This is a genomic window from Kitasatospora sp. NPDC057595 (assembly GCF_042800875.1).
In the GTDB taxonomy this organism is placed as follows: Bacteria; Actinomycetota; Actinomycetes; order Streptomycetales; family Streptomycetaceae; genus Kitasatospora.
In genome coordinates this window covers 190,036-214,748 of the sequence record NZ_JBHVGL010000007.1, presented here as the reverse complement: position 1 = coordinate 214,748, position 24,713 = coordinate 190,036, and the positions used below count along the sequence as shown (strand labels likewise).

Annotated in this window: 22 protein-coding genes; 9 read left to right on the top strand and 13 right to left on the bottom strand. The window is 72.0% G+C overall.

The genetic code is table 11. The annotated features are described in order from the left end of the window. Positions 1-79: 79 nt before the first annotated feature. Positions 80-1,006, top strand: a complete 927-nt coding sequence (locus ACFU9E_RS13970) for an ABC transporter ATP-binding protein (protein WP_380686136.1) — start codon at positions 80-82, stop codon at positions 1,004-1,006. After that, positions 1,003-1,773: an ABC transporter permease gene (locus tag ACFU9E_RS13965; protein WP_380686134.1), complete on the top strand. Its 771-nt coding sequence runs from the start codon at positions 1,003-1,005 to the stop codon at positions 1,771-1,773. Before ACFU9E_RS13970 ends, ACFU9E_RS13965 begins: the two co-directional genes overlap by 4 nt. Before the next feature lie 100 nt (positions 1,774-1,873). On the opposite strand, the gene ACFU9E_RS13960 is transcribed toward ACFU9E_RS13965, so the two are convergent. Then, positions 1,874-2,623: an LAETG motif-containing sortase-dependent surface protein gene (locus ACFU9E_RS13960; RefSeq protein ID WP_380715014.1), complete on the bottom strand. Its 750-nt coding sequence runs from the start codon at positions 2,621-2,623 to the stop codon at positions 1,874-1,876. 352 nt (positions 2,624-2,975) lie between these two features. Further along, entirely contained in the window at positions 2,976-4,373 is a 1,398-nt protein-coding gene (locus tag ACFU9E_RS13955; protein ID WP_380689423.1) for a choice-of-anchor A family protein, read from the bottom strand. 246 nt (positions 4,374-4,619) lie between these two features. Here ACFU9E_RS13955 and ACFU9E_RS13950 point away from each other — a divergent pair, with 246 nt between their 5' ends. Next, positions 4,620-5,609 (top strand): heme A synthase, encoded by a 990-nt coding sequence (locus tag ACFU9E_RS13950; RefSeq protein ID WP_380689426.1) that lies wholly within the window; start codon positions 4,620-4,622, stop codon positions 5,607-5,609. 78 nt (positions 5,610-5,687) lie between these two features. On the opposite strand, the gene ACFU9E_RS13945 is transcribed toward ACFU9E_RS13950, so the two are convergent. Continuing rightward, positions 5,688-6,026: a hypothetical protein gene (locus tag ACFU9E_RS13945; protein WP_355369120.1), complete on the bottom strand. Its 339-nt coding sequence runs from the start codon at positions 6,024-6,026 to the stop codon at positions 5,688-5,690. 72 nt (positions 6,027-6,098) lie between these two features. Between ACFU9E_RS13945 and ACFU9E_RS13940 the strand changes: the two genes are divergently transcribed. Continuing rightward, positions 6,099-6,740 carry a DUF2461 domain-containing protein gene (locus ACFU9E_RS13940; RefSeq protein ID WP_380688741.1) on the top strand — a complete coding sequence of 214 codons (642 nt, stop codon included), beginning with the start codon at positions 6,099-6,101 and terminating at the stop codon, positions 6,738-6,740. An 80-nt stretch (positions 6,741-6,820) separates the two neighbouring features. On the opposite strand, the gene ACFU9E_RS13935 is transcribed toward ACFU9E_RS13940, so the two are convergent. Beyond that, positions 6,821-7,762: a heme o synthase gene (locus ACFU9E_RS13935; RefSeq protein WP_380688739.1), complete on the bottom strand. Its 942-nt coding sequence runs from the start codon at positions 7,760-7,762 to the stop codon at positions 6,821-6,823. 499 nt (positions 7,763-8,261) lie between these two features. Here ACFU9E_RS13935 and tkt point away from each other — a divergent pair, with 499 nt between their 5' ends. From tkt to pgl, 5 genes are all read left to right on the top strand, one after another. Further along, complete coding sequence (gene tkt / locus ACFU9E_RS13930; protein WP_380688737.1) at positions 8,262-10,364, top strand: transketolase; 2,103 nt, start codon at positions 8,262-8,264, stop codon at positions 10,362-10,364. Between the two features lie 91 nt (positions 10,365-10,455). Continuing rightward, positions 10,456-11,595 carry a transaldolase gene (gene tal, locus ACFU9E_RS13925; RefSeq protein ID WP_380688775.1) on the top strand — a complete coding sequence of 380 codons (1,140 nt, stop codon included), beginning with the start codon at positions 10,456-10,458 and terminating at the stop codon, positions 11,593-11,595. Positions 11,596-11,662: 67 nt separating this feature from the next. Beyond that, entirely contained in the window at positions 11,663-13,210 is a 1,548-nt protein-coding gene (gene zwf, locus ACFU9E_RS13920) for a glucose-6-phosphate dehydrogenase (RefSeq protein ID WP_380688777.1), read from the top strand. After that, positions 13,207-14,316: a glucose-6-phosphate dehydrogenase assembly protein OpcA gene (gene opcA / locus ACFU9E_RS13915; protein ID WP_380688773.1), complete on the top strand. Its 1,110-nt coding sequence runs from the start codon at positions 13,207-13,209 to the stop codon at positions 14,314-14,316. Before zwf ends, opcA begins: the two co-directional genes overlap by 4 nt. After that, on the top strand, positions 14,313-15,101 hold the full coding sequence (pgl, locus tag ACFU9E_RS13910) for a 6-phosphogluconolactonase (RefSeq protein WP_380688771.1): 789 nt from the start codon (positions 14,313-14,315) through the stop codon (positions 15,099-15,101). The genes opcA and pgl overlap by 4 nt, the downstream gene beginning before the upstream one ends. A gap of 65 nt (positions 15,102-15,166) precedes the next feature. On the opposite strand, the gene ACFU9E_RS13905 is transcribed toward pgl, so the two are convergent. From ACFU9E_RS13905 to uvrC, 9 genes are all read right to left on the bottom strand, one after another. Beyond that, entirely contained in the window at positions 15,167-15,454 is a 288-nt protein-coding gene (locus tag ACFU9E_RS13905) for an RNA polymerase-binding protein RbpA (protein WP_243436955.1), read from the bottom strand. Positions 15,455-15,659: 205 nt separating this feature from the next. Beyond that, on the bottom strand, positions 15,660-15,896 hold the full coding sequence (secG, locus tag ACFU9E_RS13900) for a preprotein translocase subunit SecG (protein WP_380685364.1): 237 nt from the start codon (positions 15,894-15,896) through the stop codon (positions 15,660-15,662). Positions 15,897-15,983: 87 nt separating this feature from the next. Beyond that, positions 15,984-16,769, bottom strand: a complete 786-nt coding sequence (gene tpiA, locus ACFU9E_RS13895) for a triose-phosphate isomerase (RefSeq protein ID WP_380685362.1) — start codon at positions 16,767-16,769, stop codon at positions 15,984-15,986. Positions 16,770-16,776: 7 nt separating this feature from the next. Next, entirely contained in the window at positions 16,777-17,979 is a 1,203-nt protein-coding gene (locus ACFU9E_RS13890) for a phosphoglycerate kinase (RefSeq protein WP_380685360.1), read from the bottom strand. A gap of 151 nt (positions 17,980-18,130) precedes the next feature. Then, positions 18,131-19,135, bottom strand: a complete 1,005-nt coding sequence (gene gap, locus ACFU9E_RS13885; RefSeq protein ID WP_355369138.1) for a type I glyceraldehyde-3-phosphate dehydrogenase — start codon at positions 19,133-19,135, stop codon at positions 18,131-18,133. 306 nt (positions 19,136-19,441) lie between these two features. Next, complete coding sequence (gene whiA, locus ACFU9E_RS13880; RefSeq protein ID WP_209411690.1) at positions 19,442-20,422, bottom strand: DNA-binding protein WhiA; 981 nt, start codon at positions 20,420-20,422, stop codon at positions 19,442-19,444. Further along, positions 20,413-21,486, bottom strand: coding sequence for a uridine diphosphate-N-acetylglucosamine-binding protein YvcK (yvcK, locus tag ACFU9E_RS13875; RefSeq protein WP_380685358.1), 1,074 nt, complete (start codon positions 21,484-21,486; stop codon positions 20,413-20,415). The genes whiA and yvcK overlap by 10 nt, the downstream gene beginning before the upstream one ends. 138 nt (positions 21,487-21,624) lie before the next feature. Beyond that, entirely contained in the window at positions 21,625-22,455 is an 831-nt protein-coding gene (gene rapZ, locus ACFU9E_RS13870) for an RNase adapter RapZ (protein ID WP_355369228.1), read from the bottom strand. 199 nt (positions 22,456-22,654) lie between these two features. Next, a complete protein-coding gene (gene uvrC / locus ACFU9E_RS13865; protein ID WP_380685356.1) occupies positions 22,655-24,706 on the bottom strand; it encodes an excinuclease ABC subunit UvrC in 2,052 nt (683 codons plus the stop codon). Positions 24,707-24,713 lie beyond the last annotated feature (7 nt).

The following is a 24,713-nucleotide window of genomic DNA, read 5'->3' as shown; positions in this document are numbered from 1 at the left end:
TAAGCCTTACCTGACCAGCGGATGAAGTGATCAAGCCCAGCGTGCAAACGGCCTGTTGGGGCCTCTTAGACTCACCCGTATGCAATCCGAACCCGCGGTCCAGATCACCGGGCTGGTCAAGCGCTACGGGGACAAGCCCGCGGTGGACGGTCTCGACCTCAGCATCGCGCGCGGCGCCGTCACCGCCGTTCTCGGCCCCAACGGCGCCGGCAAGACCACCACCATCGAGACCTGCGAGGGCTACCGCCGCCCGGACGCCGGCACCGTGCGCGTGCTCGGCCTCGACCCGGTCGCCCAGAGCGCCGAGCTGCGCCCGCGGATCGGCGTGATGCTGCAGTCCGGCGGCGTCTACGCGGGCGCCCGCGCGGTCGAGATGCTCCGGCACACCGCCAGGCTGCACGCCCATCCGCTGGACGTCGACGCGCTGGTCGAGCGGCTCGGCCTCGGCTCCTGCGGCCGCACCACCTACCGGCGGCTCTCCGGCGGGCAGCAGCAGCGGCTGGCGCTGGCGATGGCCGTGGTCGGCCGCCCCGAGCTGGTCTTCCTGGACGAGCCCACCGCGGGCCTGGACCCGCAGGCCCGCCGCGCCACCTGGGAGCTGGTCCGCGACCTGCGCCGGGACGGCGTCACCGTGGTGGTCACCACCCACCACATGGAGGAGGCCGAGCAGCTCGCCGACCGGGTCGCGATCGTCGACCGCGGCAAGGTGATCACCGAGGGCACCCTGGAGGAGCTCTGCCGCGGCGGCGCCGAGTCCACCGTGCGCTTCGACGGCCCGCCCGGGCTGGACCTCGCCACCCTGCTCAAGGAGCTGCCCGAGGGCGCCACCGCCGCCGAGACCTCCCCCGGCGGCTACCGCGTCGAGGCACCGGTCGACCCGCAGCTGCTGGCCACCGTCACCGCCTGGTGCGCGGCCGGCGGGATCCTGCCCGAACGGCTCGCGGTGCAGCGCCGCAGCCTCGAAGACGTCTTCCTCGACCTGACCGGACGGGACCTGCGCTCATGACCACCACCGACTACGCCCCGCGGCCGGGGGCCGCACCGGTCGGCCGGATGCTGCTCGCCCAGACCGCGTTCGAGACCCGGATGCTGCTGCGCAACGGGGAGCAGCTGCTGCTCACCGTGGTCATCCCGACGGTGCTGCTGGTGCTCTTCTCCGCCGTGGACATCGTCGCCGTGGAGGGGCCGGGCAAGCGGGTCGACTTCCTCGCCCCGGGGCTGCTCGCGCTCGCGGTGATGTCCACCGCGTTCACCGGCCAGGCGATCGCCACCGGCTTCGAGCGCCGCTACGGCGTGCTGAAGCGCCTGGGCGCCAGCCCGCTCCCCCGCTGGGCGCTGCTGACCGCGAAGACCGGCTGCGTGCTGGTCACCGAGGCGCTCCAGGTGGCGCTGCTGTCGGTGATCGCCCTGGCCCTCGGCTGGTCCCCGCAGGGCAACCCCCTCACCGTGGCCGCCCTGCTCGTCCTCGGCACCGCCGCCTTCTCCGGCCTCGGCCTGCTGATGGCCGGTACCCTGCGCGCGGAGGCCACGCTGGCCGCCGCCAACCTGGTGTTCGTCCTGCTGCTGCTGGCCGGCGGCGTGATCGTCCCGCTCTCGAAGTTCCCCGCCGCCGTCCAGTCCGTCCTGGAGCTCCTCCCGATCGCCGCCCTCTCGGACGGCCTCCGCTCGGTCCTCCAGTCCGGCGCCGGCACCCCCTGGGCCGACCTCGCCATCCTGGCCGTCTGGGCCGTGGCCGGGCTCGCGGCCGCCGCCCGCTTCTTCCGCTGGGAGTAGCGGCCGGGAGCGGCGGCCGGGCCGCAGCGCACGGGGACGGCCCCCGGCTCACTCGATGAGCCGGGGGCCGTCGTCACTGTCCGGGCTTCCGTGCCCCGGCTCAGCCCTCGGTGTTGCCGCCGCGGCGGCGGCGGGCGAGCAGCAGGAGCGCGCCGCCGAGCAGCACGACGCCGCCGCCGACGGCCGCGATGACCGGGGTGGCGTCGCTGCTACCGGTCTGGGCGAGCGCCGGCGCGACCGGGGTGGGCGTCGCGGTCGGGGTCGGCGTCGGGGTGGGCGTGCGGCTCGGGGTGGGCGTCACCGTGGGCGTCGGGCTCGGCGTCGCCGTACGGCTCGGGGTCGGGGTCGGCGTGGGGGTCGGGGTCGGCGTCGGCGTGGGAGTCGGCGTGAGGGTGGGAGTGGGAGTCGGCGTGGGGGTCGGGGTCGGCGTCGGCGTGGGAGTCGGCGTCGGCGTCGGGGTGGGCGTCGGGGTCGCGCAGACCGGGATGGTCTTGGTCTCCGTCTTGTTCCAGTCGTTGTTCTTCGGGTCCTCGGTGGTGGTCACCACGAAAGTGGCGTCGACCGGCACGCTGTGCGCGGCCACCGGGAAGGTCTGGTGGAACTCCTTGCCGAACACCTGCTGGTCGAGCAGCTTCACGCCGTCGATGCTCAGGCTGACGACGTTCTTGATGTTGGCGTCGGGGCTGTAGTTGGTCAGGTCGATCACGATCTTGTCGCAGGTCACCTGCCAGGTCGGCACGTGCGCCGAGGCGCTGGTCGCCAGCACCACCGGCAGCAGGACGGCCGCCGCCGCCGTGCCCGCGATCGCCGCCCCGGTTCCGATCCCTGTCTGCCGCCGCTGTCGCGCCATCTCGTTGTCCCCTCCGAACGGTGTTGTGCAGCAGGCGTATTGAGTGGAACAGCGGTGGCCCGCTACGACTGTCCGGGGGACTCTACCGGCACCCCCGCACCCCTCCACACCCCGCTGCGCGGCCGGATTTCCTCTAGGCGTCCGCACCGGCCTGTGCATCGGCAGCCCATCACACCCGCTGCCTCGGACGACGCCCCTTCGCCCAACGTGAAGTGAACTCTGCCAGAGTGGCCGAAAAGCACGACCCCCGGTGATCGTTTGCGATCACCGGGGGTGCCTGATCGGGCAATCCGGATCAGTGGCGGCCAGGCCGGATAGTTCCGGCCGGAGCCGGAACGATCCCGTGGCGGGCTCAGGCCTGGGCGGCCGCCTTGCGCCGACGCGCGACCAGGACGAGCGCGCCACCGGCGGCGATCACCACCGCGCCGCCGATCGCCAGCGGCACGACCGGGCCGGAGCCGGTGTGGGCGAGGTCGCCCCCGGCGTTGGCCTGGGCCGACGGGCTCGCGGCCGAGGCCGGCAGGATCGCCGAGCCGGAGGCGGAGGCCGACGGGCTCGCCGAGGCGCTCGCGGACGGCGCGGCCGTACCCGACGCGGACGGGCTGCCCGAGCCGCCCGGCGTCACGGACGGAGCGGGCGTACCGGTGGTGCCGGGGGTGGTCGGCGGGGTGCTCGGCGTCCCGGTGGTGCCGGGCGTGGCCGGCGTCGACGGCGTGGTGGTGGCGGACGGCGTACCGGTCGGCACCACCACCGGCGGCGTGGTGGCCGGGGCGGTCGGCGGCGTGGTGGGCGGCACGACGTTCGGCAGGCAGCCGGTGAACGGGTAGTGGTGCGTCTCCGCACCGCCCTTGCCGCTCAGCGACTTGACGATGACCGAGCCGTTCACCGGGGCGGCCGAGCCGAGGTCGAACGCGGCGTTCGGCGCCAGCACGGTGCCGGACCAGGCGGCCGAGCTGCTCTTGACCACCTTGGTGGCGGTCGGGAAGTTCCAGAGCAGCTTGGAGCGGATGGCACCGCCGTGCGCGCTCTGCACCTTGTCGTCCAGGACGTAGGCCTTCTTGCCCTCGTCCCACAGGTGGAAGCCGGTGGTCTTCGCGGCGGCCTGGTCGTACGAGGCACCGGTCACGGTGACCACGGTGACCGCGCCGGCCGGCACCTTCACGAAGATGTCGGTGGCGCCCTGCAGGGTGGCCGCGGGGACCGTGAAGCTGTTGAACTTGGCGTCGCCGCTGGTGAGGTAGAGCTCCTTGCCCTTCGCCTCGACGGTGGCACCGGCGGTCTGCGGCAGCCCCGCCAGCGTGGTGGCGACGGCGCGCGCCCGGGCGAACTCGGCGCCGAAGTCGATCGGCGAGGCGCCCTGCCCGGTGTTGCCCTGATGGGCCTGGATCACGGCGCCGGCTGCGGCCGAGCCGTAGATGCCGTTACCCTTCATGACCTGGGTGTTGCCACCGGTCAGCTTGCCGGCGACGACCAGGGCGTTGCCGCCCGGCAGCGCCTTGACCTGGTCGGCGGTCAGCTCCTGCCCGACCGAGAAGCCACCGGTGAAGTCGGCGTTGCCGCCGACCGCCACCGCACCCTCGGCGTCCGGCGTGTGGGTGTCGTCGGTCTCGACGAACTCGCCGTAGAGGTTGGCGACCCCGAGGGTCAGGCACTGGTTCGGGTCGGCGGCCTGAGCGGCCGGGGCTACCAGCCCGGCCAGGACGAGAGATCCACCGAGCGCGAGCGCTGCGGCGGGTACGGATATGCGCATGTGCAGGTTCTCCGCTTACGTGCGGGGGGTGGGAGGGGTCCACCTGAAAAAGGTATGGACCAAGCCGCACTCTTTCGGCCAAATGGGTGATTGGTCAAGACCAATGACCGGCTTGCCCGAAGAGTCCTTTTTGCCACCCCTTTACGATTGGCGGGTTTGCCGCTATGTCGACACGGGAAGACTCCGCCGTTCGGCCGCCGCGGCCCCGGCCGCCCCGCCCCAAGATCGGCCGTAAGGCCGCATACCATGGACGCCGTGCCTAAGACCACCCCCTTCTCCCTGCTCGCCGAGCGCTGGCAGCCCTCCGCCGCCATGGTCAAGCGCGCCGCGTTCGCCGCGCTGGTGATGAGCGTGGTGATCGTCGTGACCGGCGGCGCCGTCCGGCTCACCGCCTCCGGCCTCGGCTGCACCACCTGGCCCCGCTGCACCGACGAGAGCCTCACCCCGACCGCCGAGATGGGCTTCCACGGCGTCATCGAGTTCACCAACCGGATGCTCACCTACGTCCTGAGCGCCGCCATCGGCTGGGCGATCCTCGCCGCGCGCTGCCACCGCCCCTGGCGGCACAGTCTGACCAAGCTCGGCTGGGCGCAGTTCTGGCTGGTGATGAGCAACGCCGTGCTCGGCGGCATCACCGTGCTGACCGGCCTCAACCCCTACACCGTGGCACTGCACCTGATCGCCGCGATGGGCCTGGTCTGGGTCGCGACGCTGATGTGGGAGCGCAGCAAGGAGGGCGACGGTCCGGCCCGCCCGCTGGTGGCCGAGCCGATCAGGCGGCTCAGCTACGTCCTGGTCGGTGTGATCGGCCTGCTGGTGGCCGCCGGCACCCTGGTCACCGGCGCGGGCCACCACCCCGGCACGCCCCAGGACAACAAGATGGTCCCGCGCATCCCGGTGGACTACGACCGCCTCGCGCAGGCCCACGCCGACCTGGCCTTCCTCTCGATCGGCCTGTCGATCGCGGTGATCTTCGTGTTCGCGGCGGTCAAGGCCCCGCCGGCCGCCAAGGCCCGGGCCCGCGAGCTGCTGATCGGCCTGCTGCTCCAGGCCGTGATCGGCTTCGTCCAGTACTTCACGGACGTCCCCGAGATCCTGGTCGGCCTCCACATGCTGGGCGCCGCCGTCCTGTGGATCGCCGCCCTGCGCATCCCCCTCGCCCTGCGCGCCCGCGACGACGCCCCCGTCGCGGCCGGCGCCCCGGCCTCCCGCGCCGCCGAGCCCGTGGCCGCCTGACGGTCCCCGGACGCGAACGAAGGGCCCCGGTCGACGAGACCGGGGCCCTTCGGCGTACGTGCGCCCTGCCGGAAGGGGTCAGCCGCCGAGCTGGAGGCCGGCCATCCGCTTCCACTCGTAGGCGCCGGTCCGCACCTTCAGGGCCAGCTCGCCCTCGAAGGAGTCGTGCAGGGTGACGCCGGCCAGTTCGGCGGCGCGGCGGCCCACCGCGTAGCTGGGCGCGACCTGGTCGCCCCACGCGCCGTCGGCGCCGACCACCACGATCCGGGTGGCGACCGCGCCGACGTACTCGACGACGCCGTCCGCGCTGCCGCCGTGCTGCGCGGCGAAGGCGGTCAGGTTCTTGGCGATGCGCTTGGCGCGGCGCTCGGCGCGGGCGTCCGGCGCGGCGGGGGTGGCGGTCTCTGCGCTGCTCATGCCCGCATGCTACCGAGCGGTAGCGACGCTGGCGACGGGAGCGCCGTGTGCACCGGGCCACATACTGGAGGGGTGACCTTCGACGGCTGGCCGGCCGAGGCGCTCGACTTCTACGAGCACCTTGAGGCCGACAACTCCAAGACCTTCTGGCAGTCCCACAAGGGCCAGTACGAGCACGCCGTACGGGAGCCCATGGAGCGGCTGCTGGCCGAGCTGGAACCCGAGTTCGGGCCGGGCAAGATCTTCCGCCCCAACCGCGACGTCCGGTTCAGCGCCGACAAGTCCCCGTACAAGACCCACATCGGCGCCCATCTGCGGGCCGGCGGTTACGTCCAGCTCTCCGCCGACGGCCTGGCCTGCGGCAACGGGCTGTACCAGCTCGCCGCCGACCAGCTGGACCGCTACCGGGCCGCGGTCGCCGAGGACGTCTCGGGCGCGGAGCTGGAGCGGGTGGTCGAGCGGGTCCGCGCGGCGGGCCCCGAGGTGGTCGGCCGGGACTCCCTGAAGTCCGCCCCGCGCGGCTACCCCAAGGACCACCCGCGGATCGCGCTGCTGCGCCACAAGGGGCTGATCGCCTGGCAGGAGTGGGCCCCGGAGGCCTGGCTGGGCACCCGGGACGCGTACCGGCGGATCACCGGCTTCCTGCACGCCTCGCAGCCGCTCAAGGACTGGCTGGACGGCCACGTCGGCCCCTCCGGGCTCCCCTCCCGGTAGCGGAACGGCAGAGCGCGGAAGCACGGAGAAAGAAGAAGGCCCCGGTCGGATCGACCGGGGCCTTCTCGGCAGTCAGCGCATCACTTCACGAACGGATCCACCGCGATCACCACGAACAGCAGCGTCAGGTAGGTGATCGACCAGTGGAACAGCCGCATCTCCTTGAGCTTGGCGCCCACCACACCGGCCTTGGCCCGCCCGTACAGCGCGTGCGCCTCCTTGAGCCAGGCCGCGCCGAGCAGCACCGCCGCCACCGGGTAGAGCCAGCTGGTGTCGGCCAGCGGCCACAGCAGCAGGGAGACCGCCACCATCACCCAGGAGTAGGCGACGATCTGCTTGGCGACCGCCAGGTTGCCCTTGATCACCGGCAGCATCGGCACCCCGGCCCGGGCGTAGTCCTCGCGGACCTTCATCGACAGCGGCCAGTAGTGCGGCGGCGTCCAGAAGAAGATCACCAGGAAGAGCACCAGCGCCGACCAGGAGACCGAGTTGGTGACAGCCGCCCAGCCGACGAAGACCGGCATGCAGCCGGCGATGCCGCCCCAGACGATGTTCTGCGCGGTGCGCCGCTTGAGCCCCAGCGTGTAGACGAACACGTAGAAGAGCAGTGCGCCCAGCGCCAGCGCCGAGGACAGCCAGTTGACCAGGACACCCAGCCAGACCGTCGACAGGACGCCGAGCGCGATGCCGAACACCAGCGCCTCGCGCGGCGAGACCATGCCGGTGACGATCGGCCGGCGCTCGGTGCGGGACATCACCGCGTCGATGTCGCGGTCGATGTACATGTTGAGGGCGTTGGCGCCGCCCGCCGAGAGGTATCCGCCGAGGACCACCTTCAGCACCAGCAGCAGGTCCGGCACACCGCGCTCCGCCAGGAACATCACCGGAACCGTGGTGATCAGCAGCAGCTCGATGATCCGCGGCTTGGTCAGTGCGACGAAGGCGCCGACACGGGCCCCGAACGGCCGGTGCGCAGGCCTCGCCCCGGTGACCCCGGCGGGACGGGATTCGACGGCGGTCACTAACACCCCAACTGAAGATGAATCCTCACAGGCGGCCACCGGAACGTTGTCTCCCGAATCGTCCGCTCTGCGCGTACCACGCCACCTTAGACGCTCCATATCTCCCCACCGGCCCCGGGGTGCCCCGGCGAGGCGGAACGCACACCCCCGGGTGAACCCCCACCGCCCCGACCTGGAACGTTGCCGCGGCGGCCCCCGCGGGGGCCCTCGTCCCCCGTCCCGCACCCCGGAGAGGCGAACCGGACGGATCCGGGCGAGGGTGGACAAAGGGGCGGGCCGTGCCGGCGCACGGTCGTCCACGGACAGTCCGGGGAATGACGGCCAACATGCCTGAGTTGTCCCACCACGGAGGGTGAGCCCCGGCCCGGACGGTAGGCTCGCCCACAGAAGCGGGATCTACCCTCCGTGACCGGCACCACCCAGCGTCCGGCCCCAGCGACGTGGCCGACCCGGTCCCTCACGGGGTCACTCTTCACAATGGAAGGAGCCCTGAGACAGGGTGAGCACGACGCCGAATGCATTCGAGTGGTCGGACCTCGACGAGCGGACCGTCGACACGGCCCGTGTCCTGGCGATGGACGCGGTTCAGAAGGTCGGCAACGGACACCCCGGGACGGCCATGTCGCTGGCCCCCGCCGCCTACCTGATCTTCCAGCGCTTCCTGCGCCACGACCCCACCGACCCGTCCTGGGTCGGCCGTGACCGGTTCGTCCTCTCCCCCGGTCACACCAGCCTGACGCTCTACACCCAGCTCTACTTCTCCGGCTACGGCCTGGAGCTCGACGACCTCAAGGCCTTCCGGGTGGCCGGCAGCCGCACCCCGGGCCACCCCGAGCACGGCCACACCGCCGGCGTCGAGACCACCACCGGCCCGCTCGGCCAGGGCATCGGCAACGCCGTCGGCATGGCCATGGCCGCCCGCTTCGAGCGCGGCCTGTTCGACCCGGACGCCCCGGCCGGCGAGTCGCCGTTCGACCACACCATCTGGGCCATCGTCTCCGACGGCGACCTGGAGGAGGGCATCTCCGCCGAGGCCTCCTCGCTGGCCGGCCACCAGAAGCTCGGCAACCTGGTCGCCCTGTACGACGACAACCACATCTCGATCGAGGGCGACACCGAGACCGCCTTCTCCGAGGACGTCCTCAAGCGCTACGAGGCGTACGGCTGGCACGTCCAGCGCGTCACCCCGAAGGCCAACGGCGACATCGACGTCGCCGCGCTGGCCGAGGCGCTGGCCGCCGCGAAGGCCGAGACCTCCCGCCCGTCGATGATCGCGATGCGCACGATCATCGCCTGGCCGGCCCCGGACGCCCAGAACACCGCCAAGGCCCACGGCTCCGCGCTCGGCGCCGCCGAGATCGCCGCCACCAAGAAGGTCCTGGGCTTCGACCCGGAGAAGACCTTCGAGGTCAGCGACCAGGTCATCGAGCACGCCCGGCTGGTCGTCCAGCGCGGCAAGGCCACCCGTGCCGAGTGGCAGCAGACCTTCGACGCCTGGCGCGCCGCCAACCCGCAGCGCGCCGCCGAGTTCGACCGGATCGAGGCCGGCGAGCTGCCCGACGGCTGGAAGAAGGCCGTTCCGGTCTTCGAGGCCGGCAAGGCCGTCGCCACCCGCAAGGCCAGCGGCGAGACCCTCAAGGCCCTCGGCGCGGTGATCCCGGAGCTTTGGGGCGGCTCGGCCGACCTCGCCGAGTCCAACCTCACCACCATCGACGAGGACAGCTCCTTCCTCCCCGACGGCAACCCGCTGAAGTCGGCCGGCCCCTACGGCCGCACCATCCACTTCGGCATCCGCGAGCACGCCATGGGCTCCACCATGAACGGCATCGCGCTGCACGGGAAGACCCGCGTCTACGGCGGCACCTTCCTGGTCTTCGCCGACTACATGCGCCCGGCCGTCCGCCTGGCCGCCCTGATGAAGCTGCCGGTCACCTACGTGTGGACGCACGACTCCATCGGCCTCGGCGAGGACGGCCCGACCCACCAGCCGGTCGAGCACCTGGCCTCGCTGCGCGCCATCCCGGGCCTGACCGTGGTCCGCCCGGCCGACGCCAACGAGACCGCCGTCGCCTGGCGCACCGTCATCGAGCGCCAGACCACCAACCCCGGCCCGGTCGGCCTGGCGCTCACCCGCCAGAACGTCCCGACCTTCGACCGCACCTCCTCGTCCTACGGCAACGCCGAGGACACCGCGAAGGGCGGCTACATCCTGGCCGAGGCCTCCACCGGCACCCCGCAGGTGATCCTGCTCGGCACCGGCTCCGAGGTGCAGCTGGCCGTCAAGGCCCGCGAGGTCCTGGAGGCGGAGGGCATCGCCACCCGCGTCGTGTCGCTGCCGTCCTTCGAGTGGTTCCAGGAGCAGGACCAGGCCTACCGCGACAGCGTGCTGCCGCCGTCGGTCAAGGCCCGCGTCTCGGTCGAGGCCGGCATCGCCCAGGGCTGGCGCGAGCTGGTCGGCGACCACGGCCGGATCGTCTCGCTGGAGCACTTCGGCGCCTCCGCCGACTACCAGGTGCTCTTCGAGGAGTTCGGCATCACCGCCGAGCGCGTGGTCGCCGAGGCCCACAACGCGCTGCGCTCGCTCGAAGCCGTCAACCGCTAGCGGCACCGGGCCGGGGCGCCGACCGCACATCGGCGCACCGGCCCGCCCCCACACCACCCCACAGCAGAAGAAGTAAAGGGACGGAAGCACCATGACTGACGCACTGAAGCGCCTCAGCGACGAAGGCGTGGCGATCTGGCTGGACGACCTCAGCCGCAAGCGGCTGAACACCGGCAACCTCGCCGAGCTGGTGCAGCACAAGCACGTGGTGGGCGTGACCACCAACCCGACCATCTTCCAGAAGGCCATCGGCGGCGGCGACAGCTCCTACGACGGCCAGCTGCGCGACCTCGCCGTCCGCAAGGTCACCACCGACGAGGCCGTCCGCATGATCACCACCTCGGACGTGCGCGACGCCGCCGACGTGCTGCGCCCGGTCTACGACGCCTCCAACGGCCGCGACGGCCGGGTCTCCATCGAGGTCGACCCGCGGCTGGCCCACGAGACCGCCGCCACCGTGGCCGAGGCCAAGCAGCTGTGGTGGCTGGTCGACCGCCCGAACGTCTTCATCAAGATCCCCGCCACCAAGGCCGGCCTGCCCGCGATCGGCGAGGTCATCGGCAAGGGCATCAGCGTCAACGTCACGCTGATCTTCTCGCTGGACCGCTACAAGGCCGTCATCGACGCCTACCTGACCGGCCTGGAGGCCGCCAAGGCCAAGGGCCTGGACCTCTCCCAGATCGAGTCGGTCGCCTCCTTCTTCGTCTCCCGCGTCGACACCGAGATCGACAAGCGCCTGGACAAGATCGGCGGCGAGGCCAAGGACCTCCGCTCCAAGGCCGCCCTGGCCAACGCCCGCCTCGCCTACCAGGCGTACGAGGAGGTCTTCGGCACCGTCGACGGCAAGACCGCCGGCAGCGCCCGCTGGAAGGCCCTGGAGGCCGCCGGCGCCAAGCCGCAGCGCCCGCTCTGGGCCTCCACCGGCGTCAAGGACCCGGCCCTGCCGGACACCCTGTACGTCACCGAGCTGGTCGCCCCCGGCACCGTCAACACCATGCCCGAGGCCACCCTGGACGCCACCGACGACCACGGTGTGGTCACCGGCGGCACCATCGTGCCCAACTACGCCGACGCCAAGGCCGTGATGGACGCCATCGCCGCCGCGGGCGTGGACTACGACGACGTGGTCCAGGTGCTGGAGGACGAGGGCGTGGAGAAGTTCGAGCAGTCCTGGAAGGAACTGCTCGACACCGTCACCGCCTCGCTGGCCTCGTTCGCCGACGAGAAGTGACCCCCTGCTCACAGCGCACGAAAGCGGAGCCCATCAAGTGAGCACTGATTTCCCCGAGTTGACACCGCTGTCGGACGCGGACGATCTCCCGCCGGCACCCGTCAACCCGCTTCGCGACCCCTCCGACCGGCGGCTCCCGCGCATCGCGGGGCCGTCCGGCCTGGTCATCTTCGGGGTCACCGGTGACCTGTCCCGCAAGAAGCTCATGCCGGCCATCTACGACCTGGCCAACCGCGGCCTGCTGCCGCCGGGCTTCTCCCTCGTGGGCTTCGCCCGCCGCGAGTGGGACGACGAGGACTTCGCCCAGGAGGTGCACGACGCCGTCAAGGAGCACGCCCGCACCCCCTTCCGCGAGGAGGTCTGGCAGCAGCTCGCCAAGGGCATGCGCTTCGTCCACGGCACCTTCGACGACGACACCGCCTTCGACAAGCTCCGCGAGACCATCGAGGAGCTGGACAAGGCCCAGGGCACCAGCGGCAACTTCGCCTTCTACCTGTCCGTCCCGCCGAAGTTCTTCCCGACCGTCGTCCAGCAGCTCAAGAAGCACGGCCTGGCCGACCCGCCGAAGGGCTCCTGGCGGCGCGCCGTCATCGAGAAGCCGTTCGGCCACGACCTGGAGTCCGCCCAGGAGCTGAACCGGATCGTCCACGAGGTCTTCCCCCGGGACGAGGTCTTCCGGATCGACCACTACCTGGGCAAGGAAACTGTCCAGAACATCCTGGCGCTCCGCTTCGCCAACCAGATGTTCGAGCCGATCTGGAACCGGTCCTACGTCGACCACGTGCAGATCACCATGGCCGAGGACATCGGCATCGGCGGCCGGGCCGGCTACTACGACGGCATCGGCTCGGCCCGGGACGTCATCCAGAACCACCTGCTGCAGCTGATGGCGCTCACCGCCATCGAGGAGCCGGCGTCCTTCCACCCGAAGGCGCTGGTGGCCGAGAAGCTGAAGGTGCTGAGCGCGGTCAAGCTCCCGGCCGACCTCGGCCGGCACACCGTGCGCGGCCAGTACACGGCCGGCTGGCAGGGCGGCGAGGAGGTCGGCGGCTACCTCGACGAGGACGGCATCGACCCCGAGTCCAAGACCGACACCTACGCGGCCATCAAGCTGGAGATCAACAACCGCCGCTGGGCGGGGGTGCCGTTCTACCTGCGCACCGGCAAGCGGCTGGGCCGCCGGGTCACCGAGATCGCGGTGGTCTTCCAGCGCGCCCCGTACCTGCCGTTCGACTCCTACGCCACCGAGGAGCTGGGGCAGAACGCCCTGGTCATCCGGGTGCAGCCGGACGAGGGCGTCACCGTGCGGTTCGGTTCCAAGGTGCCGGGCACCTCCTTCGAGGTCCGGGACGTCACGATGGACTTCGCCTACGGCGAGTCCTTCACCGAGTCCTCCCCGGAGGCGTACGAGCGGCTCATCCTCGACGTGCTGCTCGGTGACGCCAACCTCTTCCCGCGTCACCAGGAGGTCGAGCTCTCCTGGCAGATCCTCGACCCGATCGAGAAGTACTGGGACACCCACGGCAGGCCCGCCGAGTACGCGGCCGGCACCTGGGGCCCGGCCGAGGCGGACGAGATGCTCGCACGAGACGGCAGGAGCTGGCGCCGGCCATGAAGATCGACCTGATGAACACCACGTCCGGCAAGATCAACGCAGCGCTCATGGAGGCGCGCCGGGCCAGCGGCTCCACCGCCGCCGGCATGGTGCTCACCCTGGTGATCGTGACCGACGAGGGCAGCGCCTACGACGCCCTCAAGGCGGCCAACGACGCCTCCCGCGAGCACCCCTCGCGCACCCTGGCGGTCATCAAGCGCGCCGGGCGCTCGCCCCGGGCCCGCGCCGAGACCCGGCTGGACGCCGAGGTCCTGGTCGGCTCCGACGCCGGCTCCGGGGAGACGGTCGTCCTGCGCATGCACGGCGAACTCGCCGCGCACGCCCAGTCGGTCGTCCTGCCGCTGCTGCTGCCGGACGCCCCGGTGGTGGTCTGGTGGCCGGAGAACGCGCCGCGGCACCCGGCGCAGGACCCGCTGGGCGCGCTCGCCCAGCGCCGGATCACCGACGCGGTCACCGCCGAGTCCCCGGTCGGCCAGCTCGCCCAGCGGGCCGAGAGCTACACCCCGGGCGACACCGACCTGGCCTGGACCCGGATCACCGGCTGGCGCTCCATGCTGGCCGCCGCGCTGGACCAGCGGCCGTCGACGGTCACCGCCGCGGTGGTCGAGGGCGAGTCGTACAACCCCAGCGTCGAACTGCTCGGCCTGTGGCTGCACACCCGGCTGCACGTACCGGTCGAGCGGGTCGTCACCAACGGCCCGGGCATCACCGCGGTGCACCTGCGCACCAAGGACGGGGACATCACCCTGGACCGCCCGGACGGCCTGATGGGCACGCTCTCCATGCCCGGCTCGCCGGACCGCCAGGTGGCGCTCAAGCGGCGCGAGACCTCGGAGCTGATCGCCGAGGAGCTGCGCCGGCTCGACCCGGACGACATCTACGCGGCCGCCGTGCGCACGCCGGTGGACCGGCTCAAGGAGCCGGACAACGCCGAGCAGGCGGTGGCGAGCCTGGTGGCCGCCGAGGCCGCCGAGGAGGCCGCCACCCACCAGGCCGCCACGGAGGGCGGGCAGGTCGCCAACCCGACCCGGGTGACCGCGGAGGCGGCCCCCGCCACCGCGAAGAAGGCCGCCGGCAAGCGCACCACCAAGAAGGCGGACGCATGACGGCGGCCACCCCGCAGCTGGTCGTCCACCGGGACAAGGAGCTGATGGCCCAGGCGGCCGCGGCCCGGCTGATCACCCGGATCGTGGACGCCCAGGCCGCCCGCGGCACCGCCTCGGTGGTGCTCACCGGCGGACGCAACGGGAACGCCCTGCTGGCCGCGATCGCCGCCTCCCCGGCACGCGACGCGGTCGACTGGGCGCGGCTGGACCTGTGGTGGGGCGACGAGCGGTTCCTGCCGTCCGCCGACCCGGAGCGCAACGCCGTGCAGGCCCGCGCCGAGCTGCTGGACGCCGTCCCGCTCGACCCGGCGCGGGTGCACGAGATGCCCGCCGCGGACGGCGCCGACGGCTCGGACGTCGACGCCGCGGCGGCCCGCTACGCCCAGGAGCTGGCCGCGGCGGCCGGCCCGGGCGACCGGGGCGGCGTCCCGGCCTTCGACGTGCTGCTGCTCGGCGTCGGCCCGGACACCCATGTCGCCTCGCTCTTCCCGGAGCACCCGGGCGTGCGGGAGACCGAGTTGACGGTGATCGGCGTGCGCGGTGCGCCGAAGCCGCCGCCGACCCGGATCTCGCTCACCCTCCCGGCCATCCGCGCCGCCCGCGAGGTCTGGCTGCTGGCGGCCGGCGAGGACAAGGCCGGTGCGGTGGCGGTGGCCCTGTCCGGCCCCGGCGAGCTCCAGGCGCCCGCCTCCGGGGCGCACGGCACCGGTCGCACCCTGTGGCTGCTGGACCGGGCCGCGGCCTCCCAGCTGCCGCCCCAGCTGTACCCCCCGGCCTCGGCCTGAGGGCTCCGGTGAACGTCGAAGGGCGCCACCCCCCCGGGGGTGGCGCCCTTCGACGTTCGCTGTGCTCAGATCTCGCCGCGGAGCTTGGCCAGCGCCTCGGCGAGGATCGCCTCGCCGTCGGCGTCGGTGCGCCGCTCGCGGACGTAGGCGAGGTGCGTCTTGTACGGCTCGTTGCGGGACGGCGCGGGCGGGTTGTGCTCGTCCTGGCCGGCCGGAAAGCCGCAGCGCGGACAGTCCCAGGTCTCCGGGATCACCGCTTCGGCCGCGAAGCTCGGGCGGGTCTCGTGCTTGTTCGCGCACCAGAAGGAGATCCGGTTGCGGGGGGCGGATTCGCCGCGCTCCGCCTCGCCCATCGGGCCGGCTCCGACCCTGCTGCCACGGATGGCGTTGCCACTTGCCACGGTCTGACTCCCTGCGTGCTGGTGCGCCGACGCGCGTGACGCGCGTCGGGGGCGAAAGTCGTCCTAGTGTAAGCAGGAGTTAAGCATGCGCCACCCACCGGCTCCGCCCCGGACCTTTCCAGGATAGGCCGCGGGGCGACGGGGCGTCAGAGATATGTCAGCCCTTGTACTTCAGGACCAGACCGAGCACCACGAGGGTGGCGAACCAGGCCAGGCCGACGATGATCGTGATGCGGTCCAGGTTGCGCTCGGCCACCGCCGAGCCGCCGCCGGTGGACATCGCGCCGCCACCGAACATGTCCGACAGACCGCCGCCCTTCCCCTTGTGCAGCAGCACCAGCAGGATCATCAGCAGGCTGAAGACGATCAGGGCAATCGAGAACCCGATAACCACGACGGGACCAACTCTCTCGTATCTTCGGCGAAGGGGCCGGACCACGACGGGTGGTCCGGCCCCAAAGCCTACGTTGCTGCGGCGGCGTTAGCCTACTGCCTGCTCACGGTACCGCACGATCTTGACGAACTCCTCGGCGTCCAGCGACGCTCCGCCGATCAGGCCGCCGTCGATGTCCGGCTTGGCCATCAGGCCGGCCGCGCTCGACGACTTCACCGAACCGCCGTAGAGCACCCGGACCTTGCCGGCCAGCTCGGCGTCGTACAGCTCGGCGAGCCGTGCGCGGATGGCGGCGCAGACCTCCTGGGCGTCCTCGGGGGTCGCCACCTCGCCGGTGCCGATCGCCCAGACCGGCTCGTAGGCGACCACGACGGACTCGGCCTGCGCGGCCGGGACGTCCTGCAGGGCGCCCTCGAGCTGGGCCAGGGTGTGCTCGACGTGGGTGCCGGCCTTGCGGACCTCCAGCGGCTCGCCGACGCACAGGATCGGGGTGATCCCGCTGCGGTAGGCGGCCTTGACCTTGGCGTTGACGATCTCCTCGTTCTCGCCGTGGTACTGGCGGCGCTCCGAGTGGCCGATCACCGCGTAGGTGCACTTCAGCTTGGCCAGCATCGGGCCGGAGACCTCGCCGGTGTAGGCACCGCCGTCGTGCTGCGAGACGTCCTGCGAGCCGTACTTGATCTTCAGCTTGTCGCCGTCGACCAGGGTCTGCACCGAACGGAGGTCGGTGAACGGCACGAGCACGGCCACCTCGACCGCCTCGTAGTCCTTGTCGGCCAGCGCGAAGGCCAGCTTCTGGGTGTGCTGGATGGCCTCGAGGTGGTTGAGGTTCATCTTCCAGTTGCCCGCCATCAGCGGGAGACGCTCAGTCATGCGAGATTCAGCCTTCCAGGGCGGTGAGACCGGGGAGCTGCTTGCCCTCCAGGTACTCCAGGCTCGCGCCACCGCCGGTCGAGATGTGCCCGAACTTCGTCTCGTCGAAGCCCAGGATGCGGACGGCCGCGGCGGAGTCCCCGCCACCGACCACGGAGAACGCGTCACTGTCGAGCAGGCCCTGCGCGACGGCCGCGGTGCCGGCGGCGAAGTCCGGGTGCTCGAAGACGCCCATCGGGCCGTTCCAGAACACCGTCTTCGCGTCGGCCAGCTTCTCCGCGAACAGCTCGCGGCTCTCCGGGCCGATGTCCAGGCCCAGCTGGTCGGCCGGGATCGCGTCCACGGCGACGACCGAGTGGGGGGCCGGGGCCTTGGTCTTGAGGTCCGGGAACCCGGTGGAGACCACGACGTCGGTCGGCAGGACGAACTCGACGCCCCGCTCCTTCGCCTCCGCCAGGTACCCCTGGACGGTCGGGATCTGGTCCTCCTGCAGCAGCGAGACGCCGACCTCGTGGCCCTGGGCCTTGAGGAAGGTGAACACCATGCCGCCGCCGATCAGGATCCGGTCGGCCTTCTTCAGCAGGTTCTCGATCACGCCGACCTTGTCGGAGACCTTGGAGCCGCCGAGCACCACCACGTACGGGCTCTCGACATCCTCGGTGAGGCGCTTGAGCACGCCCACCTCGGTGGCGATCAGGTCGCCGACCGCGTGCGGCAGCAGCGCCGGCAGGTCGAACACCGAGGCGTGCTTGCGGTGCACCGCGCCGAAGCCGTCGCCCACGTAGAGGTCGGCCAGGGTGGCCAGCTGCTCGGCGAAAGCCCCGCGCTCGGCGTCGTCCTTGCTGGTCTCACCGGCGTTGAAGCGCAGGTTCTCCAGCAGCGTGACCTCGCCGTCGGCCAGGGCGGCGACGGTGGCCTTCGCGCTCTCGCCCACGGTGTCGGCCGCGAAGGCGACCGGCCTGCCGAGGATCTCGCCGAGGCGGACGGCCACCGGCGCGAGGGAGAACTGCGGGTCCGGCGCGCCCTTGGGACGGCCGAGGTGGGAGGCGACGACGACCTTCGCGCCGCGCTCGACGAGCTTGGCGATGGTCGGGGCGACGGCACGGATCCGGCCGTCGTCGGTGATCGTGCCGTCGGAAAGCGGGACGTTGAGGTCCGCGCGGACGAACACGCGCCTACCGGCGACGTCCAGATCTTCGATGGTCTTCACGGTCTTCGGTCTCCTGGCGAGATGGTGGAGCAGGGGACGACACAACGTTGTGCCGTCCATGGGGAGTTGAGGGTGCGCAGACGGAGGGCCCGGTCGGCTTCGCACATGCCTTCCGGGCCCTCCCCCCTACTTCACGTCAGCTCCCGCTACGTCAGAGCCCGGCACCGACGAGGGTGGTCAGGTTGACGAGGCGGTTCGAGTAGCCCCACTCGTTGTCGTACCAGCCGAAGATCTTGACCTGGTTGCCCTGGGCCATCGTCAGCAGCGAGTCGAAGATCGTGGAGAACGGCGAGTTCACGATGTCGGAGGAGACGATCGGGTCCTCGGTGTACTGCAGGATGCCCTTGAGGGTGGTCTCCGAGGCCTTCTTGAAGGCCTCGTTGACCTCGGCGACGGTGACGTCGCGCTCCAGGGTGACGACCAGGTCGGTGATCGAACCGGTCGGGACCGGAACGCGCAGCGAGGTGCCGTCCAGCTTGCCCTTGAGCTCCGGCAGGACCAGCGCGGTCGCCTTGGCGGCACCGGTCGAGGTCGGGATGATGTTCAGGGCGGCGGCGCGGGCGCGACGCAGGTCCTTGTGCGGGAAGTCCAGGGTGACCTGGTCGTTGGTGTACGCGTGGACCGTGGTCATCAGGCCCTTGACGATGCCGAAGCTCTCGTTCAGCACCTTGGCCAGCGGCGCCACACAGTTGGTGGTGCAGGAGGCGTTGGAGATGACGGTGTGCTTGTCACCGTCGTACTTGTCGTCGTTCACGCCCATGACGATGGTGATGTCCTCGTCGGTGGCGGGCGCGGAGATGATGACCTTCTTGGCGCCGGCCGCGACGTGCTTCTTCGCCGCCTCGGCCTTGGTGAAGATGCCGGTCGACTCGATGACGACGTCCGCACCCAGCTCGCCCCAGGGGAGGTTGGCCGGGTCGCGCTCGGCGACGACCTTGAAGGTCTTGCCGTCGACGGTGATGCTGTCCGCGGTGTGCGACACCTCGCCCGGGAAGGTGCCCAGGATCGAGTCGTACTTGAGCAGGTGCGCCAGGGTCTTGGTGTCGGTCAGGTCATTGACACCGACGATCTCGATGTCCGCGCCCTGGGCCTGAACCGCACGGAAGAAGTTGCGGCCGATGCGGCCGAATCCGTTGATGCCTACCCGGATCGTCACGAACCGATCTCCTCGTTAGGTACGCCGGACGCTATGCCGACGGGGTGGAATTTTGGGATGTCCCCGACCGCCTATGACCCTACCCCTCCGAGGCCGGGTAGAGCACATCAGGCGCCCGCGCAACCCCTGGCGTGGCGCGTGTTCACAACAATCCGGGTCGTCCGGCCTTGCCCTCCCGGGCAGTTGGTCCCGACCCCCTCCGGGACCCTCGGCACGGGCCCCGTCCCACCCTCCGGACACGGCTCCGCCGGTGCCCGCGGAAGCGGACACCGGCGGAGGGTTCGGCGCCGGACTTGACGGTCGGCGTCAGTTGAGGGCCATCTCGTCGGTGAGGTTGGCCTCGGTGCTCGGCAGGCCGAGCTCGGAGGCGCGCTTGTCGGCCATCGCCAGCAGTCGGCGGATCCGGCCGGCCACCGCGTCCTTGGTCAGCGGCGGGTCGGCGAGCGCGCCCAGCTCCTCCAGCGAGGCCTGCTTGTGCTGCATCCGCAGCTGGCCGGCGGCGGCCAGGTGCTCGGGCACCTCGTCGCCGAGGATCTCCAGCGCGCGCTGCACCCGGGCGCCGGCCGCCACCGCGGCCCGGGCCGAGCGGCGCAGGTTGGCGTCGTCGAAGTTGGCCAGCCGGTTGGCGGTGGCCCGCACCTCGCGCCGCATCCGGCGCTCCTCCCAGGCCAGCACCGACTCGTGCGCGCCGAGCCGGGTGAGCAGCGCGCCGATCGCGTCGCCGTCGCGGATCACCACCCGATCGACCCCGCGCACCTCGCGGGCCTTGGCCGGGATGCCGAGCCGGCGGGCGGCGCCGACCAGCGCGAGGGCGGCCTCCGAACCGGGGCAGGTGATCTCCAACGAGGACGAGCGGCCGGGCTCGGTGAGCGAGCCGTGCGCCAGGAAGGCCCCGCGCCAGGCCGCCTCGGCGTCGCAGGTGGCGCCGGAGACCACGGCCGGGGGCAGACCGCGGATCGGGCGGCCGCGGCCGTCCACGAGGCCGGTCTGGCGGGCGAGCAGTTCGCCGTCCTTGACCACCCGGACCACGTACCGGCTGCCGCGCCGCAGACCGCCGGGGGCCATCACGACCAGGTCCGAGGAGTGTCCGAAGATCTCCAGCAGGTCCTTGCGCAGACGCCGGGCGGCGGCTCCGGTGTCGAGCTCCGCCTCGATCACGATCCGGCCGCTCACGATGTGCAGCCCGCCCGCGAACCGCAGGATCGCCGACACCTCCGCCTTGCGGCAGCAGGCCCGGGTGACCGGGAGCCGGCTGATTTCGTCCTTCACCGCTGGAGTCATCGCCATGGCCCGATCCTTCCATGTGTCCGGAAAATCCGGTCGTACGCGGCTGCCAAGAGCTCCGGGTCGTGTCGCGGCGTGCCGTCGGTACGGGCGACCCGGCCGAGCACCAGGGCTGCTCCCATCCGCTCGGCGGCCTTTTCCAGTCCGGCCAGGTCCGCCTGGCCGAAGGCGCCGCCGGTGACGGCGCGCTCATCCACCAGGATCGCATCCACCGCAAGGGACGGAGCGTGGTCGGCGATGACCTCCAGGTGACGCTGCGGGGTGAAGCCCTCCGTCTCGCCGGGCTGGGGGGCCAGGTTCAGGGTGAGCAGGCGGCGGGCGCGGGTCTCCACGAGCGCCTTGGCCAGCTCGGGCACCAGCAGGTGCGGCAGCACGCTGGTGAACCAGGAGCCGGGGCCGAGCACCACCCAGTCCGCCTCGCGGACGGCGGTGACCGCCTCCGGCACGGCGGGCGGCTCGTCCGGCAGGAGCCGGACGGACTGCACGGTTCCGGGGGTGACCGCGACATTGGCCTGGCCGCGGACGGCGGCCAGCTCGGCCGGGAAGGCCGGGTCGTGGCCGCGGACCACCGCCTCGATGTCCAGCGGCACCGCCGACATCGGCAGCACCCGGCCCTGCACGTTGAGCAGCCGGCCGACCCAGTCCAGGGCGGCGACCGGGTCGCCGAGCTTCTCCCAGAGCGCCACGATCAGCAGGTTGCCGACGGCGTGGCCGCCCAGCTCGCCGGTACCGGTGAAGCGCTGCTGGATCACCTCGGACCAGGTGCGGCCCCAGTCGTCGTCGCCGCAGAGCGCGGCGAGCGCCTTGCGCAGGTCGCCGGGGGGCAGCACCCCGAGTTCCTCGCGCAGCCGGCCGCTGGAGCCGCCGTCGTCGGCGACGGTGACCACGGCGGTGAGGTCGGTGGTGAGCCGGCGCAGCGCGGACAGCGAGGCGGACAGGCCCTGGCCGCCGCCGAGCGCGGTGATCCGCGGGGCCTGGTTGGTCCTGGCCGCCTGACTGGTCCGCGGTGCCGGATGTGGACGGGACGGGCCGGTGCGGGCCGACCCGGAGCGGGGCCGGCCGGTCACGATGGACCGGGCCGTGGCCCCACTCCGGTCGGCGGTCCTGTTCTGGAACTGCCGCCCGGGCACGTATCCCGTCACACCTACCTCGCGTTCCTGTTGCCCGCCGCCGGCCTCCGCCGGCGGCCCGGCAGGGCGAGGCGGCTACTCCCGTCCCATGTCACGGTGGACGAGCACCGTTTCCACACCGTCGGCGATGAGACGCTTCGTCAGGCGCTCGGACATCGCGACGCTGCGGTGCTTGCCACCGGTGCAGCCTACGGCAAGGGTCATGTAACGCTTCCCTTCGCGACGATAGCCCTCGGTGATGATGCGCAGCAGCTCGGCGTAGCCGTTGAGGAACTCGTTGGCCCCGGGCTGCTGGAAGACGTAGTCGGCGACGTCCGCGTCGGTGCCGGTGCGGGCCCGCAGTTCGGGCACCCAGTGCGGGTTGGGCAGGAAGCGGCAGTCCACCACGAGGTCGGCGTCGACCGGCAGGCCGTACTTGAAGCCGAAGGACATCACGGTGGCGCGCAGCTCGGGCTCGTCGTGGTCGGCGAACTGGGCGTCGAGCTTGGCCCGCAGCTGGTGGACGTTGAGGTTGGAGGTGTCGATCACCAGGTCGGCCTCGCCGCGCAGCTCGCGCAGCAGGTCGCGCTCCAGGGCGATGCCGTCGACGATCCGGCCGTCGGCCTGCAGCGGGTGCGGGCGGCGGACGCTCTCGAAGCGGCGCACCAGCGCCTCGTCGGAGGAGTCCAGGAAGACGACGCGCAGCCGCACGCCGCGCTTCTCCAGCTCGTCCAGCGAGGTCAGCAGGTCGTCGAAGAACTGCCGGCCGCGGACGTCCACCACGGCGCCGATCCGGGCGACGTTGCCCTGGGAGCGGGCGCCGAGGTCGACCATGGTGGGGATGAGGGCCGGCGGCAGGTTGTCCACCACGAACCAGCCCAGATCCTCCAGGCACTTGGCGGCGGTGGAGCGGCCCGCTCCGGACATGCCGGAGATGATCACCAGCTCCGGGGTGTTCTCGCCGCCGGCCTCCGGCCTGGCGGTCCCCCCGTAATCGGACACGGTCACTTCGGTTCCCCGCTCTCGGTGGTTCTGCTGTGGGAAACGCTCGTCGCGCGGGCGTGCTTCCCCGGCTCACTCGGACGAGTGGGTCCGGGGCGCGCCGGCTGACGGGCGGCGTCGGCCGTCATGGCGTCTCCTGGATGGGTGCGGTCTCGGGCTCGGGCGCCGCGGGCGCCGGCTCTTCGGCGCCGTCCTCGATGATCTCGCCCGTGGCGGTGTTCACGGCGGGTGCGGCAGGTGTACGGGACGACAACGCCGCCGCAACGGTCTCCGCAGTCCGGCGGCCGATGCCGGGGACGGCGCAGAGTTCGTCGACGGTGGCCGCCCGGAGCTTCTTCAGCGAGCCGAAGTGCTTGAGCAGCGCCTGACGGCGAGTCTCGCCGAGGCCGGGGACGGAGTCCAGTTCTCCGGCGGTGAGTCGCTTGGAACGCTTGCCGCGCTGGTAGGTGATCGCGAAGCGGTGGGCCTCGTCGCGGACCCGCTGGAGCAGGTAGAGGCCCTCGCTGCTGCGCGGGAGCACGACCGGGTCGTCCTCGCCGGGCAGCCAGACCTCCTCCAGGCGCTTGGCCAGGCCGCACAGGGCGACGTCGTCGATGCCGAGTTCGTCCAGGGCCCGCCGGGCGGCGGCGACCTGGGGCTGACCACCGTCGACGACGAGCAGTTGGGGCGGGTAGGCGAAGCGCTTGGGGCGGCCGTCCTCGGTGCGCGGCCCGTCCTCGGGGTGCCGGCCGTCCTCCGACGCCTCCGGCTCCTCGGGCACGGCCCACTCGCCGGTCTGCTCGCGCTCCTGGAGGTAGCGGCGGAAGCGCCGGCTGATCACCTCGTGCATCGAGCGGACGTCGTCCTGGCCCTCGAAGCCCTTGATCTGGAAGCGGCGGTACTCGCTCTTGCGGGCCAGGCCGTCCTCGAAGACGACCATCGAGGCGACCACGTCCTCGCCCTGGAGGTGGGAGATGTCGAAGCACTCGATGCGCAGCGGGACGCTGTCGAGTTCGAGCGCCTCGGCGATCTCCTGGAGGGCGCGGCTGCGGGTGGTGAGGTCGGAGGCGCGCTTGGTCTTGTGCAGCGCGAGCGCCTGCTGGGCGTTGCGCTGCACGGTGGCCATGAGGTCCTTCTTGTCGCCGCGCTGCGGGATGCGCAGGTCGACCTGGGCGCCGCGCAGGCCGCTCAGCCAGTCGCGGACCGGCTCGACGGGCTCGGGCAGCGCGGGGACGAGCACCTCGCGGGGGACGGACTCGCTGCCGCCGCCGTAGAGCTGCTGGAGGGCGTGCTCGACCAGGCCGGCGGTGTCGACGTCCTCGACCTTGTCGGTGACCCAGCCGCGCTGGCCGCGGACCCGGCCGCCGCGGACGTGGAAGATCTGGACGGCGGCCTCCAGTTCGTCCTCGGCGACGGCGAGCAGGTCGGCGTCGGTGGCGTCGGCGAGGACGATGGCGTTCTTCTCCATGGCCCGCTTGAGCGCGCCGATGTCGTCGCGCAGCCGGGCCGCCTTCTCGTACTCCAGGTCGGCGGCGGCCTCCTGCATGTCGGTCTCCAGCCGGCGCAGGTAGTTGCCGGTGCGCCCGGCCATGAAGTCGCAGAAGTCCTCGGCGAGGGCGCGGTGCTCCTCGGCCGAGACCCGGCCGACGCAGGGCGCGGCGCACTTGCCGATGTAGCCGAGCAGACAGGGGCGGCCGACCTGGCGGGCGCGCTTGAAGACGCCGTTGGAGCAGGTGCGGACGGGGAAGACGCGCAGCAGCAGGTCGACGGTCTCGCGGATCGCCCAGGCGTGGCCGTAGGGGCCGAAGTAGCGCACGCCCTTCTTGTGCGCGCCGCGCATCACCTGGACCCGCGGGTACTCCTCGTTGAGCGTGACGGCGAGTTCCGGATAGCTCTTGTCGTCGCGGTACTTGACGTTGAACCGGGGGTCGAACTCCTTGATCCAGGAGTACTCCAGCTGGAGCGCCTCGACCTCGGTGGCGACGACGGTCCACTCCACCGAGGCGGCGGTGGTGACCATGGTGGCGGTGCGCGGGTGCAGCCCGGCGAGGTCCTGGAAGTAGGAGGAGAGCCGGGGCCGCAGGCTCTTGGCCTTGCCGACGTAGATGACCCGCCCGTGGGCGTCGCGGAACTTGTAGACACCGGGCGAGGCGGGGATCGCACCCGGCGCCGGGCGGTAGGTGGACGGGTCAGCCATGGGTCCA

Excerpts from the sequence above, each read along its gene's own strand:
- ACFU9E_RS13970 (WP_380686136.1), top strand. The coding sequence starts at position 80 with ATGCAATCCGAACCCGCGGTCCAGATCACCGGGCTGGTCAAGCGCTAC.
- ACFU9E_RS13965 (WP_380686134.1), top strand. The coding sequence starts at position 1,003 with ATGACCACCACCGACTACGCCCCGCGGCCGGGGGCCGCACCGGTCGGC.
- ACFU9E_RS13960 (WP_380715014.1), bottom strand. The coding sequence starts at position 2,623 with ATGGCGCGACAGCGGCGGCAGACAGGGATCGGAACCGGGGCGGCGATC.
- ACFU9E_RS13955 (WP_380689423.1), bottom strand. The coding sequence starts at position 4,373 with ATGCGCATATCCGTACCCGCCGCAGCGCTCGCGCTCGGTGGATCTCTC.
- ACFU9E_RS13950 (WP_380689426.1), top strand. The coding sequence starts at position 4,620 with ATGGACGCCGTGCCTAAGACCACCCCCTTCTCCCTGCTCGCCGAGCGC.
- ACFU9E_RS13945 (WP_355369120.1), bottom strand. The coding sequence starts at position 6,026 with ATGAGCAGCGCAGAGACCGCCACCCCCGCCGCGCCGGACGCCCGCGCC.
- tal (WP_380688775.1), top strand. The coding sequence starts at position 10,456 with ATGACTGACGCACTGAAGCGCCTCAGCGACGAAGGCGTGGCGATCTGG.
- opcA (WP_380688773.1), top strand. The coding sequence starts at position 13,207 with ATGAAGATCGACCTGATGAACACCACGTCCGGCAAGATCAACGCAGCG.
- pgl (WP_380688771.1), top strand. The coding sequence starts at position 14,313 with ATGACGGCGGCCACCCCGCAGCTGGTCGTCCACCGGGACAAGGAGCTG.
- ACFU9E_RS13905 (WP_243436955.1), bottom strand. The coding sequence starts at position 15,454 with ATGGGCGAGGCGGAGCGCGGCGAATCCGCCCCCCGCAACCGGATCTCC.
- tpiA (WP_380685362.1), bottom strand. The coding sequence starts at position 16,769 with ATGACTGAGCGTCTCCCGCTGATGGCGGGCAACTGGAAGATGAACCTC.
- whiA (WP_209411690.1), bottom strand. The coding sequence starts at position 20,422 with ATGGCGATGACTCCAGCGGTGAAGGACGAAATCAGCCGGCTCCCGGTC.
- rapZ (WP_355369228.1), bottom strand. The coding sequence starts at position 22,455 with ATGTCCGGAGCGGGCCGCTCCACCGCCGCCAAGTGCCTGGAGGATCTG.
- uvrC (WP_380685356.1), bottom strand. The coding sequence starts at position 24,706 with ATGGCTGACCCGTCCACCTACCGCCCGGCGCCGGGTGCGATCCCCGCC.